Origin of the sequence: Bradyrhizobium sp. 2S1, assembly GCF_011516625.5 — a bacterium.
In the GTDB taxonomy this organism is placed as follows: domain Bacteria; phylum Pseudomonadota; class Alphaproteobacteria; order Rhizobiales; family Xanthobacteraceae; genus Bradyrhizobium; species Bradyrhizobium septentrionale.
Genome location: NZ_CP147717.1, coordinates 5,321,533 through 5,335,707, shown reverse-complemented (window position 1 = coordinate 5,335,707; position 14,175 = coordinate 5,321,533). Strand labels below are relative to the sequence as shown.

Sequence of the window (14,175 nt, the reverse complement as noted above, 5' to 3'; positions counted from 1 at the left end):
CGGCGAAGCGCGCAGGCACATGCACCATGCTGTCTTGGCGCGGCACGTTGGTCATCAGGTTCTCGACAGCTTCCCCATTTAACAAAACATACAGGGCTGGTCGCCTTGGAAAAACATCGGCTGCCGATGCTCACGGTGCGTGCCTGTCGAGGGCTGTAAAGGGTGGTTTGTTGCTGATTCCCTGCATGTCAGATCGAAGGCTCGGTTCATAATTTGAAAGGGAGAAGGGATGGATTTCCCCTCGATCAAGTGGGTGCGTGAACAGCCGGACAGCACGGGCCCGCAAGAGAGTTCACCCGCGGCGCCGTCCGCAGAAGCGGCGACCGTTGAGCGGCAACTGAGCGAGATCGCCAATTCAAGTGGAGGTGGTGGAGCAATGCCGGCCGCCTCGGCGCTGCAGCCGGCTCAGTCAGCTGGGGTTTTGATAGGGCGGAGCAAGGAGCCTCTTTATTCCGAGGACGCTCGCCTTATTTCGGGGCTTGAGAAGGTCCTCATCAAGGGCAATGTCGCCATTCCCACCGCCTACAGCTATGTAAGTTCTCTTCGCGGCTTCAGCCGCTGGCTCTTCGCAAATAACAAAGATCCGATTGCTGCTCGGCTCGACGACCAGTCGCTGACCGATGATGCGCGCGAGGCCATCGAAAAGGGTCATCACAGGAACCTCCGTCCGGCAATAGACCATCTCCGGACCTTCCAGTCGACGGGCGGAGTCGGGCCGATCACAGGCCGCGCTGAGCTGAATCCTCACCCCCAGGACGTGGCTCTCATCAAAGAGTACAAAAACGAAGCAGCGACAGGGACCAGCAAGACGTATGCAGCTTCTCTACGCAGTTTCAGTGGCTACCTGCGTGAAAACAACAAGAAGGGCATTGCTGGTCGGCTTTCCGGCAACACGTTGGATGAAGATGTTAAGCGCTATAGGAAGGACGCCGGGTGGGATCGGAATATCGGTGCCGCACTGGCTCGTCTCCGAAAATCGCAGGCCGGCGCTAAAGCGATGGAGTTCGAGCGCCATATTTCTCCCGTTCTTGATCCCGAAAACGCGGCCCTGATGGAGCCGTGGCGCGTCGGCGGCGCCGCTGCGCAGCACAGCGCGTCGCAGGACGCGGGCAGTCGGCCATTGGTCCTCCCGGAAGGCTACGATCAGGATTTGCTTTGGGAGCTGATGGACGAACCCGGCCCGTCGTCATCTATCGAGCCAGCCGCGCGCCATGACCAGTCATCGGATCCCGGAGAGACCATTCGTCCCTTGAACTGGGGCTACGACCGCCAGCAGTTCCTGGACGAGCCGATGGCTGCACTTGCCAGGAGCAACCTCCTGCCAAGCGAGGAGGTCCTCATCAACGATGAGCATGACACAGCTGAGTTGCGGCCAGCGAAGAGGCCGAGGACCCTAGACAATCTGCACGGCCTTGCCAGCGAGCGGCAGCTGAGCGAGATCGCCAATTCAAATGGAGGTGGTGGAGCAATGCCGGCCGCCTCGGCGCTGCAGCCGGCTCAGTCAGCTGGGGTTTTGATAGGGCGGAGCATGGAGCCTCTTTATTCCGAGGACGCTCGCCTTATTTCGGGGCTTGAGAAGGTCCTCATCAAGGGCAACGCCGCCAATCCCACCCACGGCTATATATATTCTCTTCGCGGCTTCAGCCGCTGGCTCTTCGCAAATAACAAAGATCCGATTGCTGCTCGGCTCGACGACCAGTCGCTGACCGATGATGCGCGCGAGGCCATCGAAAAGGGTCATCACAGGAACCTCCGTCCGGCAATAGACCATCTCCGGACCTTCCAGTCGACGGGCGGAGTCGGGCCGATCACAGGCCGCGCTGAGCTAAATCCTCCCCCTCAGGACGTGGCCCTGATCAAAGAGTACAAAAACGAAGCAGCGACAGGGACCAGCAAGACGTATGCAGTTTCTCTACGCAGTTTCAGTGGCTACCTGCGTGAAAACAACAAGAAGGGCATTGCTGGTCGGCTTTCCAGCAACACGTTGGATGAAGATGTTAAGCGCTATAGGAAGGACGCCGGGTGGGATCGGAATATCGGTGCCGCACTGGCTCGTCTCCGAAAATCGCAGGCCGGCGCTAAAGCGATGGAGTTCGAGCGCCATATTTCTCCCGTTCCTGATCCCGAAGACGCGGCACTGATGGAGCCGTGGCGCGTCGGCGGCGCCGCTGCGCAGCACAGCGCGTCGCAGGACGCGGGCAGTCGGCCAGAGGAGGTGCTTCCTGTAGAAGGCTACGATCAGGATTTGCTTTGGGAGCTGATGGACGAACCCGGCCCGTCGTCATCTCTCGAGCCAGCCGCGCGCCATGACCAGTCATCGGATCCCGGAGAGACCATTCGTCCCTTGAACTGGGGCTACGACCGCCAGCAGTTCCTGGACGAGCCGATGGGTGCACTTGCCAGGAGCAACCTCCTGCCAAGCGAGGAGGTCCTCATCAACGATGAGCATGACACAGCTGAGTTGCGGCCAGCGAAGAGGCCGAGGCCCCTAGACAATCTGCACGGCCTTGCCAGCGAGCGGCAGCTGAGCGAGATCGCCAATTCAAATGGAGGTGGTGGAGCAATGCCGGCCGCCTCGGCGCTGCAGCCGGCTCAGTCAGCTGGGGTTTTGATAGGGCGGAGCATGGAGCCTCTTTATTCCGAGGACGCTCGCCTTATTTCGGGGCTTGAGGAGGCCCTCCGCAATGGCAACGCCGCCAATCCCACCCACGGCTATATATATTCTCTTCGCGGCTTCAGCCGCTGGCTCATCGCAAATAACAAAGATCCGATTGCTGCTCGGCTCGACGACCAGTCGCTGACCGATGATGCGCGCGAGGCCATCGAAAAGGGTCATAACAGGAACCTCCGTCCGGCAATAGACCATCTCCGGACCTTCCAGTCGACGGGCGGAGTCGGGCCGATCACAGGCCGCGCTGAGCTAAATCCTCACCCCCAGGACGTGGCTCTCATCGAAGAGTACAAAAACGAAGCAGCGACAGGGACCGGCAGGCAGTATGCAGTTTCTCTACGCAGTTTCAGTGACTACCTGCGTAAAAGCAGCAAGCCGGGCATTGCTGCTCGGCTTTCCGGCAACACGTTGGATGAAGATGTTAAGCGCTATAGGAAGGACGCCGGGGGTAGTCGGCATATCGGTGCCGCACTGGCTGATCTCCGAAAATCGCAGGCCGGCGCTAAAGCGATGGAGTTCGAGCGCTATATTTCCCCAGTTCCTGATCCCGAAGACGCGGCACTGATGGAGCCGTGGCGCGTCGGCGACGCCGCTGCGCAGCACAGCGCGCCGCAGGGAGCTGTCAGTCAGCCATTGGTCCTCCCGGAAGGTTACGATCAGGATTTGCTTTGGGGGCTGATGGACGAACCCGGCCCGTCGTCATCTCTCGAGCCAGCCGCGCGCCATGACCAGTCATCGGATCCCGGAGAGACCATTCGTCCCTTGAACTGGGGCTACGACCGCCAGCAGTTCCTGGACGAGCCGATGGCTGCACTTGCCAGGAGCAACCTCCTGCCAAGCGAGGAGGTCCTCATCAACGATGAGCATGACACAGCTGAGTTGAGGCCAGCGAAGAGGCCGAGGCCCCTAGACAATCTGCACGGCCTTGCCAGCGAGCGGCAACTGAGCGAGATCGCCAATTCAGGCGGTCGCCTGCTGACGTCGGCCCCCACCCATCAACTGGGTGCATCGCCATGGCAGGCGCAGCCGATGATGCAGGCGAGCGGGCACGAAGATGCCACGGCGCCGCATGCGGTCGCGACGTACGTCGGAGGCGCCGCTGCGCAGCACAGCGCGCCGCAGGGAGCTGTCAGTCGGCCATTGGTCCTCCCGGAAGGTTACGATCAGGACCTGCGTTTGATGGTGGAAGACGGCCCACCGTGGTCCGGGGTTCCCCCTGAGCAGGCGCAGGAGATAGTCCAAGCTGGAGAGCAGGAACCTGCCAGGTCCACCTCGACCTGGTCGCCGCAGATGCCGCTCGACTTTGATTGGAGTATGTGGCGGATCCTGGAAGCAGCGTCAGCGCACTCTGCCAGGGCTCCTTCAGACATCGAAGGCGGTCTTGAGGCAGCGGTTCATCCGAATCCGCCCGCACCGTTCGAGTTGCGTGACAATGCTTGGAGCCCGGCGCCTGACTTTCCGCCGCCGTTTGCCGGGCCAGTACCGGGTCATCACCAGGGCGTTCGACAGCCCGGCTCGCCGCAGGGGCTTTCTCCGGCGCCAGCCTTCTCGGATGATGAAGCTTTGGCGTGGTTGCGCGAGGAGCTGGCGCGGCGGCAGATGCAAGAGCCGGCCTCACCATCAACCAGCAGGGCTCCGTCAGACACCTACGGCGGTCTTGAGTCTTTTGTTGATCTGGATGCGCCCCCGCCGTCCGAATTGCGCGACGATGCTCACTTTGCGCCGGCGCCCGCTGCCAGGGCTCGCTCAGACACCTACCGTGGTTTTCCATTGGTTGATCTGACTGCGCCCACGCCGTCCGAACCACGCGACGATGCTAATTCTGTACGGCCGTTTCCGAGCACCTCCGCTGATGCTCAGATAGGGGCTTTAGGTCCGACAGCCTCCTCCCACGGCCGCGGGCTGGTGCTCGAGGACACGGAATGGCTGGGCGACGAGCATATCGACAGGGATTACCGGCTCCAGGAGCTGGATTTGCGGAGGAACCATCCGGATCTCGCCGCCCGGACGCGGTTCGTGAATCCCCTCATCGTCCTAAATTATCTGCGCTCTAACGACGATGGCGTCGTGCTAACCGAATTCCAGCGCATCGTCTACGATAATGGTAACGATACAGCCGACTTCCTGTTCCTGCCCGTGATTAATGCCGTTCCTGAAGATCCTAATAGCCTCGGCAACCATTGGTCGCTGCTGTTCGTTGATCGCCGCGACCGGGGGCGGCCGGTCGCCTATCACTACGATTCCTACGGGGGACTCAACCACAAGGATGCAGAACATCTCGCAGGTCGGCTGGACCTCCGCCTGGAGCCAGCCGGCATGGCCCGGCAGCGGAACGGCTATGATTGCGGCGTCTTCGTGGTGGACGGCACGCGGGCGCTGGTTAGGCAATTGGAGCAAGGACGGGAGCCAGACCTGCTGAACCTCAGCAACCTCGTTGCCAATCGGCAGGCACTGCAGAACCGACTCAGGGGCTGATGTCGCCATGGGCGGATAGCTCAGGCTGGAGCGGCTCACGCCGACGGCCTGGGCCCCCGAGCACGAAGGACCGGAACCAGCGCAGCGTCGCGAACTCGGCTGTGGCCAATTCCCGGGCTTTGGGAATCGCGTCGCGCACGGTCAGCATCAGCCATTAAGCGGCGGTGTGGAGAACGAGGCGGACTTGATTGGCGAGCGCCGAACGGCAGCTGGTGCGATCGGAGGCGAGCTGTGTCTTATGCAGCTTGATCAGATTCTCGGCTTGGCCGCGCGCGCAATACAGGCTGTCGTAGATCCACTCGGCCGAGCCGACATCGAGGCTGGTGACGACGAAACGGATGTCGAGGCCGAGCATCGTCGCCTCAATACGGGCGACGGTACGCCGTTCGCGATCCCAGGACTTGGCCTTGTGGCGCGTCTCGGTATAGCCACGCAGAACCGGCAGGTTCTCGATGGCGCGTCGCGTGCGGATGTCGTCGGCGGCCTCGTCGAGTTTTCTGGCGAGCGGCTTGGTGCCGGACAGACCGAAGATGTAGTCGATGCCGTTGGTCTCGCACCACGCCATTGCCTCCGGCCGGGCATAGTGCCCGTCGCCACGGAACGTAATTCGCGTGTTGTGCCACCGCGTCCGGATATGCCGTATCAGGCGGCGCAGATGGGCACGCACCTCGACGCCGCCCGGCGTCTTGCCGGGCCGCAACACGACCGCCACGGGCCGGCTCTTCTCCGTGTCGTAGACGTGGATCGGCAGGAAGCAGCGTTCGTCATAATGAGCGTTGAACAGCGAGAGCTGCTGATGGCCGTGGACGACATCGCAGGTATCATCGATGTCGAGCGTGACGGATGCCGGCTCGCGCGGGTAGCTATCCATCCATGCGTCGACCAAAGTGTAGGTCAGTCGGATCACGTCGCGCAGGCGCGGAGCATTCTCCAGCCGCGACAGCGTCGGTTGGGAACACAGATCGCGACCCGTGTCCGGCAGCCGTCCGCAGGCCAGCTTGAATGCGGGATCGGACCGCAGATGATCGAGGTCGTCGGCGTCCTCGTAGCCGCAGCAGATCGCGAACATGCGCGCGCGGAACATATCGACAAGGCTGTGCACGACCCGCGTCGGATCGCGCCGATCCGGGAACACCCGGGCCAAATTGTCGGCCAAGCCGAGACGCCGCTCGGCCATCGCCAGAAGCATCACGCCCCCGTTCGAGGTCAGCCGACCGCCATCGAAGGCAGCTGTGACTTTCTTGGCGTGAACGGCTGGAAACGAGAAGGGCAGAATCGTATCATCGGTCATGGCGGGCCTGGCGTTCGCGGTTGAGGTGATGGGGTTGGCTTTGCAACCGAATCCTACGCCGCATCAGCGCTTTACACCACGCTCGCCAGCCTCTCAGGCGCACTCTGACGAATAAGACGGGCTAGGAGCTTGTCTGGATAGTCGCTGTTCAAATCTGGTCGGGTCTGATTCAACATTGGGCGATGAGCAAGTATTTTCGGCCTTGGAACATCGATCAGACGCTGCTTCTGCCGCCGAATGTGCAGGACTTCGTGCCGAAAGGCCATGTCTCGCGGTTTATGGTTGATCTGGTGCGGGAGAGCCTCGATCTCAGGGAGATCATGGGCAGCTATGTGAGCGGGCTTGGGCAGCCGCCGTTTGATCCGCGGATGATGGTGGCGCTGCTGCTGCATAGCTATGCGAGTGGGCTGTATTCGTCGCGTCGGATTGCCAAGGCCTGCCGGGAGCGGAACGATTTTGTGATGATCGTGGCGCTGGATGCGCCGGATTTTCGGACGATCAGCGACTTTCGCAAGCGACATTTGAAGGCGCTCGGCGCGCTATTCGTGCAGGTTCTGAAGTTGTGCGAGACGGCCGGGCTGGTCAAGCTCGGTCATGTCGCGCTGGATGGTACGAAGATCAAGGCGAACGCGTCGAAACACAAGGCGATGAGTTATGAGCGCATGAAGAAGCGCGAGGCGGAATTGAAGGCCGAGGTCGCTCGCATGCTGGCGGCCGCCGAGGCGGCGGATGCCTCGGAGGATGAGACTTTCGGCAACAGCGACGAACTGCCGGACTGGACCGTCGACAAGCAGAAACGGCTGGCGAAGATCCAGCAAGCGATGGCGGCGCTGGAAGCGGACGCCAAACTGGCGGCGGAGGAAGAGCGCCGCATCGAGGCCGAAAAGGAACAGCAGCGCCAGGCCGAAGGCCGCAAGAAGCCGGGCAAACCGGCGGCGCTGCCATCGGAGGAACCCAATCCCAAGGCGCAACGCAACTTCACCGATCCGGAAAGCCGCATCATGAAGTCGAAGGATGGCTTCGTTCAGGCCTATAATGCCCAGGCGGCCGTCGATGCACATGCCCAGATCATTGTCGCGCAAGAACTGACCCAGCACGGCAGCGATCAGGGCCAGTTGGTGCCCCTGATCGAGGCCATCGAGAGCAATCTTGGCCGCAAGCCGCGGCAGGCCTCAGCGGATTCCGGCTACTGCAGCGAAGCCAATCTCGAAGCGCTCGACACACGCAGCATCGATGGCTATGTCGCGCCCGGACGCGCCAAGCACCCGACAGTAGCGAACGGAAAAGTCGGCGGCCCGCTGACACAGGCCATGCGAAAGAAGATCGACGATGGCGGCTTCGAAACACCCTACCGATTGCGAAAGCAAGTGGTGGAGCCGGTGTTCGGGCAGATCAAACAGGCAAGAGGCTTCCGCCAGTTCCTGTTGCGGGGCATCGAGAAAGTGCGCGCCGAGTGGACAATGATCTGCACCGTCCATAACCTCCTCAAGCTGTTCAACCTCGCAAACGCAGCCTGAGCCTGCTACTCTACAACAAATGCCCGTCACGAAAACATATCTGGACGGGCTCCTAGGCCGGGGCCGTAGGGGCTCAGGGGCCTTTATATACTAAGCCGGGGCCTATTCGGGGCCTGAGCCTGCCAGCTCAGGTCCTTCGCTTTTCCAAGGCATTGAAAAGCCAACATTATTTAGTCGCCCGTTAAGAAGCTTCTAGGCGACTGATCTGGAATCGTATTTTGGCTGGAATGACGTTCTGAGATTGCAAGGTTTTGGTGTTTTGTGCATCGGAAGCTTGCAATTTCGTTTTCGAGATTCCCTCGACGGGCGAAGCATGATTCCCTGTCCGCATCGGAGGGCACGATGCGGCCGAAGAAGCACAAAACGACGGGAGCGAACGATTTTTTCCGGGCGCGGCTCGACCAGAGAGCTGGCTCCGCAAATTCGGACAGTAGCTTGAGTGGATTTTCTGCCTGACAGCGGCGAGGATTCTTGCCGCGAATCAGGAGCGAAGATGACGAAGAAGAGCCGCCGGATGCATTCTCCGGCATTCAAGGCGAAGGTTGCTTTGGCTGCGGTCAAAGGCGACAAGACGCTGGCGGAGCTGGCGCAACTGTTTGATGTTCATCCGAACCAGATCACGATCTGGAAAAACCGCTCCTGGAAGGCGCCGCCGGCGTGTTTGGGCATGACAAGGCGTCGGCCGAGACGCCGGTCGATTTGAAGGCGTTACATGCCAAGATCGGCGAGCTGGCGTTGGAAAACGATTTTTTGTCCGGCGCGCTCACCAAGGCGGGCCTGCTGAGCGCAAAGCGATGATCGACCGCGGTCATGATCTTTCTATCGTGCGCCAGGCGAAGGTCCTGAAGCTGGCTCGCAGCACGGTCTACTATGAACCTCGGCCAGTTTCGGCCGAGGACCTTGCCTTGATGCGTCGGCTCGATGAGCTGCATCTCGATTATCCCTTCGCGGGAGCGCGTATGCAGCGATCGTTGCTGCGGCGGGAGGGCGTATACGCCGGTCGCCGCCACATCGCGACGCTGATGAAGCGCATGGGGATCGAGGCGGTCTATCGTCGCCCGAACACGAGTAAGCCGGCACCGGGTCACAAGATCTACCCGTACCTGTTGCGCGGATTGAAGATCGAGCGGCCCGACCAGGCGTGGGCAATGGACATCACCTACATTCCGATGCGGCGTGGCTTCGTCTATCTCGCGGCGGTCGTCGATGTGTTCAGCCGACGGGTCCTGGCCCATCGCGTCTCGATCACAATGGAGGCGGCCTTCTGCGTCGAAGCGGTCCAGGAGGCGTTGGCGAAGCACGGCAGGCCCGAGATTTTCAACACGGACCAGGGCAGCCAGTTCACCAGCCTCGAGTTCACCGATGTGCTGCTGGACGCGAAGATCGCCATCAGCATGGACGGCAAGGGCGCCTGGCGCGACAACGTGTTTGTCGAGCGGCTCTGGCGCACGGTCAAATACGAAGAAGTTTATCTCCGCGCCTACGACAGCGTGTCCGAGGCGCGAGCGTCAATTGCCAAGTATCTGGCCTTCTACAATCAGGGACGCCCTCACTCGAGCCTTGACGGGCGCACGCCCGACGAGGCTTACTTCGGCACGCAAGCTATGGTGATGGCCGCATGACCGTCGCCGACGATTTTGTCGTCGCTCTGGTCGGGCTACGCCCTCCCGACGCAACGACAAAATCGTAAGGCCCCGCGTTCAGCATAACCCGGCAGGAATCCACTTAAATCCCGCGGGGCGCTGTCCAAACAACCGGCGCCAGCTCTCAGATCATCAATCTGAAGCACGAGCTGGTCCGGCTCACCGGCAAGATCGATTGGGACTGGATCGACGGCGAGATCGCGCCGCTCTACAGCGAGAACGGCCGGCCGGGGATTGAGACCCGCTTCGTGATCGGGCTGTTGTTGCTCAAGCACATTTACGGGCTGTCCGATGAGGGGGGATGCGAACGCTGGGTCCACGACCCGTATTTCCAGTACTTCACTGGCGAAGAGTTCTTCCAGCACGCATTCCCGCACGAGCGCTCGGACCTGAGCCATTGGCGCAAGCGGCTCGGCGACAGACTGGAACTGCTATTGGCCGAGAGCCTGCGGGTGGCGCACGACGTCGGCGCGTTACGCGGCAAGGACCTTGAGCGGGTCACGGTCGACACCACGGTGCAGCCGAAGGCCATCACCTTTCCGACCGATGCCAAGCTGCTGCATGCGGCGATCCAGGGGCTCAACCGCCTAGCGAGGAAGCACGGAGTGCGGCTGCGGCAATCCTATTCTCGGATCGCCAAGGCCACCGCGATGATGGCGGGACGCTACGCCCATGCCAAACAGTTCAAGCGGCACCAGCGGCAGTTGCGCATCCTGCGCAGCCGCCTGGGCCGGATCATCCGCGACATCCGCCGCAAGATCGAAGGCCAGGATGCGCTCGAAGAGGCGTTCGCACTCCCGTTGAGCCGGGCCACGCAGATCCGCTCGCAGCAGCAGCGCCAGCGCGGCTGGAAGCTGTATTCCTTCCATGCCCCCGAGGTGGAGTGCATCGGCAAGGGCAAGGCCAGCGCGCCTTACGAGTTCGGCGTGAAGGCTTCCATCGTCACCAACAACCGGCCTGCTCCCGGCGGCCAGTTCGTGCTGCACGCCAAGGCGCTGCCCGATAACCCTTACGACGGTCACACCCTGCGGGACGTCATCGACCGAACCGAGACACTCACCGGCTGCGCGATCGAGCGCGCCTTTGTCGACAAGGGATACCGCGGCCATGACGCACAGAACCCGCGCCGCGTCTTCATCTCCGGCCAGAAGCGCGGCGTCTTCGGCACTATCAAGCGCCAGCTGCGGCGCCGCTCCGCTATCGAGCCCGTGATCGGCCATTTGAAGGCTGACGGACACCTCGGCCGCTGCTACCTCAAAGGCCGCGCCGGCGATGCCGCCAACGTCATCCTCTCCGCCGTCGGTTACAACTTCCGCCGCATCCTCGCCTGGCTAAGGGCTCTTTGGTACCTCTTCCTGGCTGTACTCAAATCGGCTTCTTAACCGACGACTATTTATTCGCAAAGGGCTCTGGACAACAGGCCCACACGACTTCACCGTCCGCGTTCAGTCACGTTCGTCAGTTGTGACATCAGCGTCCACCGCATCTCACCACAACACCCGTGACGATGCGCAGCGCCCCTCAATCGGGTGAGACGGGCGAACCATACACCGAGTTGGGTGTTCTGATAAATAGAAATATTTTTGTTGCGGGGGCTTGCGCCGTCGGGCAACTCAGTGATTGGCGCGTAAGGGAGGCACCGGCGGAAGGGTTCCCTCCCCCCTTGCGGGGGAGGGTTAGGGAGAGGGGTGCCACACAACGTACTCTCTCCGCATTTGTTGCCGAGGCAAGCGAACAAGTTGCAAGAGCGATGCGTTCAACAATCAGCTCAGCCCGGGGCCACCCCTCTCCCCACCCTCCCCCGCAAGGGGGAGGGAGCCTGAGAGACGTGCTCACCTCACATACGATGAAGAAAAAACCAATTCCCATCGATACTGTCCGGCCAAGCAGCGATGGGTTTCGCTGCGCTCTATCCATCCTACGATGTCCAGACTACGACGTCGGAATCGTCACACCACCGGCTTGACGCCGGGCAGTGCCTGGACAATGTCACGGAAGGCGGCGCCGCGGATTTCGAAATTGCGGTACTGGTCGAACGAGGCACAGGCCGGCGACAGCAGCACGACGGCCTCGGAGAGCCCCGACGCCCCGGCATCGCGCGCGGCGCTGGCGATTGCGACGTCGAGCGTGCCGGACATCTCGTGCGGCACGCGCTCGCCGAGCGTTCCGGAAAACTCGGCTGCCGCCTCGCCGATCAGATAGGCTTTGCGTATGCGCGGGAAAAAGCCGGTGAGACCCGTGATGCCGCCCGCCTTCGGCTTGCCGCCCGCGATCCAGAAGATGTCGGCGAAGGACGACAGCGCATGCGCGGCCGCATCGGCATTGGTCCCCTTGGAGTCGTTGACGAACAACACGTTGCCGCGGCGGCCGACCTGCTCCATGCGGTGCGCCAGACCAGGGAAGCTGCGCAGGCCGTTCTGCAGCACGTCGGTCGTAATCCCCATCGCGAGCGAACAGGCCGAGGCGCAGGCCGCGTTCTGCGCATTGTGCAGGCCGCGCAGCGAGCCGATGCCGCCGAGACGCGCGATCTCGCTGCGCGCCGCGCCGGACGCGCGCACGATCGTTTCATGCTCGACATAGAGGCCGTCGGGCAGCGGGTTCTTGACGGAGATGCGCACCACGCGCTTGCCGGCGCGATCGAGCCTATCGGCGATGTCGCGGCACCAGCCGTCGTCGACGCCGACGATCGCGGTGCCGCCCTGCTGCACACCGGCGACCAGCCGTTCCTTCACCGCGGCGTAATGCGCCAGCGTACCGTGGCGATCGATGTGGTCCTCGCTGATATTGATCAGGATGCCGACCGAAGGATCGAGCGACGGCGCGAGGTCGATCTGGTAGGACGACATCTCGATGACATGGACGCGGCCCATCCGCGGCGGCTCCAGCGACAGGATCGCGGTGCCGATATTGCCGCCCATCTGGGTGTCGTAGCCGGCCACCTTCATCAGATGCGCGATCAGCGCCGTGGTGGTCGACTTGCCGTTGGTGCCGGTGATGGCGACGAACGGCGCGTTCGGTGCGTGACGGCGCCGCTCGCGGCAGAACAATTCGACGTCGCCGATCACCTCGACGCCGGCATCGCGCGCCTTCAGTACACTCCAGTGCGGCGCCGGATGGGTCAGCGGCGCGCCGGGGGTCAGGATCAGCGCGGCGAAATTCGCCCACGACAGGTTACGCAGATCCGCGGTGGTGAACCCGGCCTGCGCGGCCTTGGCGACATTGTCGGCACTGTCGTCAGCCGCGATCACTTCCGCGCCACCGGCCTTCAGCGCATGGCAGCTCGCAAGCCCGGAGCCGCCGAGCCCGAACACTGCGACCGTCTTGCCTGCGAAGGAGGTGACCGGGATCATGATGTGACCTCCGTCATTCCGGGGCGCGCGTCTTCGCGCGAACCCGGAATCTCGAGATTCCGGGTTCGTGCTTCGCACGCCCCGGAATGACAGTAGGAGGGCTTCTTCATCATCAGCGCAACTTTAGCGTCGACAGCCCGGCGAGTGCCAGCATCACCGAGATGATCCAGAACCGGATCACGATCTGCGGCTCGGTCCAGCCCTTCTGCTCGAAATGATGGTGCAGCGGCGCCATCCGGAACACGCGTTTGCCGGTGAGCTTGAACGAGGCGACCTGGACGATGACCGAGACTGCCTCCAGCACGAACAGGCCGCCGATCACGGCGAGCACGATCTCGTGCTTCACCGCAACCGCGGTGGCCCCGAGCATGCCGCCGAGCGCCAGCGAGCCGGTGTCGCCCATGAAGATCGAGGCCGGCGGCGCGTTGAACCAGAGGAAGCCCAGGCCCGCGCCGAGCACCGCGCCGCACAGCACCGCGAGCTCGCCGGTGCCGGCGACGTAATTGATCTGCAGATAGTCGGAGAATACCGCGTTGCCGGTGAGGTACGAGATCATGCCGAAGCTTGCTGCGGCGATCATCACGGGCACGATGGCAAGACCGTCGAGGCCGTCGGTGAGATTGACAGCATTGCCGGCACCGACCATCACGAAGGCGCCGAAGATCACGAAGAACCAGCCGAAATTGATCACCATGTCCTTGAAGAACGGAATCGCCAGCGAGGTCGAGGACACGTCGCGGCCGAGCCGGACCAGCGCGTAGCAGGCGGCAATCCCGATCACCGCCTCGATCAGCAGCCTGAGCTTGCCGGCGAAGCCAGAGTGTGACTGCTTTGTGACCTTCAAATAGTCGTCATAGAAGCCGACGAAGCCGAAGCCGAGCGTCACCGCCAGCACGATCCAGACATAGGGATTGAGCGGATTGGCCCAGAGCAGCGTCGACACCACGAGCCCGGACAGGATCATGAGCCCGCCCATGGTCGGCGTGCCCTTCTTCGAGATCAGATGCGACTGGGGACCATCGGTGCGGATCGGCTGGCCCTTGCCCTGCCGCAGCCGCAAATGATCGATGATCCAGGGCCCGAACAGGAACACGAACAGCGCGCCGGTCACCATCGCGCCGCCGGTGCGGAAGGTGATGTAGCGGAACACGTTCAGGCCGCTGCGGAATGCCCCAAACCCCGGAACGGTGTTGGACAGTTCGATCAACCAGTAGAACATTCAAAAGGT

At 62.2% G+C, this 14,175-nt stretch carries 5 protein-coding genes and 2 pseudogenes; 4 read left to right on the top strand and 3 right to left on the bottom strand.

Annotated features, from left to right (window positions below; translation table 11 throughout):
• Positions 1-229: 229 nt before the first annotated feature.
• Entirely contained in the window at positions 230-5,146 is a 4,917-nt protein-coding gene (locus HAP54_RS25225) for a Ulp1 family isopeptidase (RefSeq protein ID WP_224741795.1), read from the top strand.
• Between the two features lie 79 nt (positions 5,147-5,225).
• Here the strand turns inward: HAP54_RS25225 and HAP54_RS25220 are convergent.
• Positions 5,226-6,437, bottom strand: a pseudogene (locus HAP54_RS25220) (IS1380-like element ISBdi2 family transposase); the annotation flags it as partial.
• A gap of 182 nt (positions 6,438-6,619) precedes the next feature.
• On the opposite strand from HAP54_RS25220, the gene HAP54_RS25215 reads away from it, so the two are divergent.
• From HAP54_RS25215 to HAP54_RS25205, 3 genes and pseudogenes are all read left to right on the top strand, one after another.
• Positions 6,620-7,954, top strand: a complete 1,335-nt coding sequence (locus HAP54_RS25215; protein WP_166202952.1) for an IS1182 family transposase — start codon at positions 6,620-6,622, stop codon at positions 7,952-7,954.
• A 493-nt stretch (positions 7,955-8,447) separates the two neighbouring features.
• Positions 8,448-9,576: pseudogene (locus HAP54_RS25210) on the top strand (IS3-like element ISRj2 family transposase).
• 107 nt (positions 9,577-9,683) lie between these two features.
• On the top strand, positions 9,684-10,979 hold the full coding sequence (locus HAP54_RS25205) for an IS5 family transposase (protein WP_166308357.1): 1,296 nt from the start codon (positions 9,684-9,686) through the stop codon (positions 10,977-10,979).
• Positions 10,980-11,546: 567 nt separating this feature from the next.
• Here the strand turns inward: HAP54_RS25205 and murD are convergent.
• Positions 11,547-12,947 (bottom strand): UDP-N-acetylmuramoyl-L-alanine--D-glutamate ligase, encoded by a 1,401-nt coding sequence (gene murD, locus HAP54_RS25200; protein WP_166304643.1) that lies wholly within the window; start codon positions 12,945-12,947, stop codon positions 11,547-11,549.
• 112 nt (positions 12,948-13,059) lie between these two features.
• A complete protein-coding gene (gene mraY, locus HAP54_RS25195) occupies positions 13,060-14,166 on the bottom strand; it encodes a phospho-N-acetylmuramoyl-pentapeptide-transferase (protein WP_166304640.1) in 1,107 nt (368 codons plus the stop codon).
• Between the last annotated feature and the right edge of the window lie 9 nt (positions 14,167-14,175).

Bases quoted from the DNA above. Each gene is read 5' to 3' on its own strand.
- murD (WP_166304643.1), bottom strand. From the start codon at position 12,947: ATGATCCCGGTCACCTCCTTCGCAGGCAAGACGGTCGCAGTGTTCGGG.
- HAP54_RS25225 (WP_224741795.1), top strand. From the start codon at position 230: ATGGATTTCCCCTCGATCAAGTGGGTGCGTGAACAGCCGGACAGCACG.
- HAP54_RS25215 (WP_166202952.1), top strand. From the start codon at position 6,620: ATGAGCAAGTATTTTCGGCCTTGGAACATCGATCAGACGCTGCTTCTG.
- mraY (WP_166304640.1), bottom strand. From the start codon at position 14,166: ATGTTCTACTGGTTGATCGAACTGTCCAACACCGTTCCGGGGTTTGGG.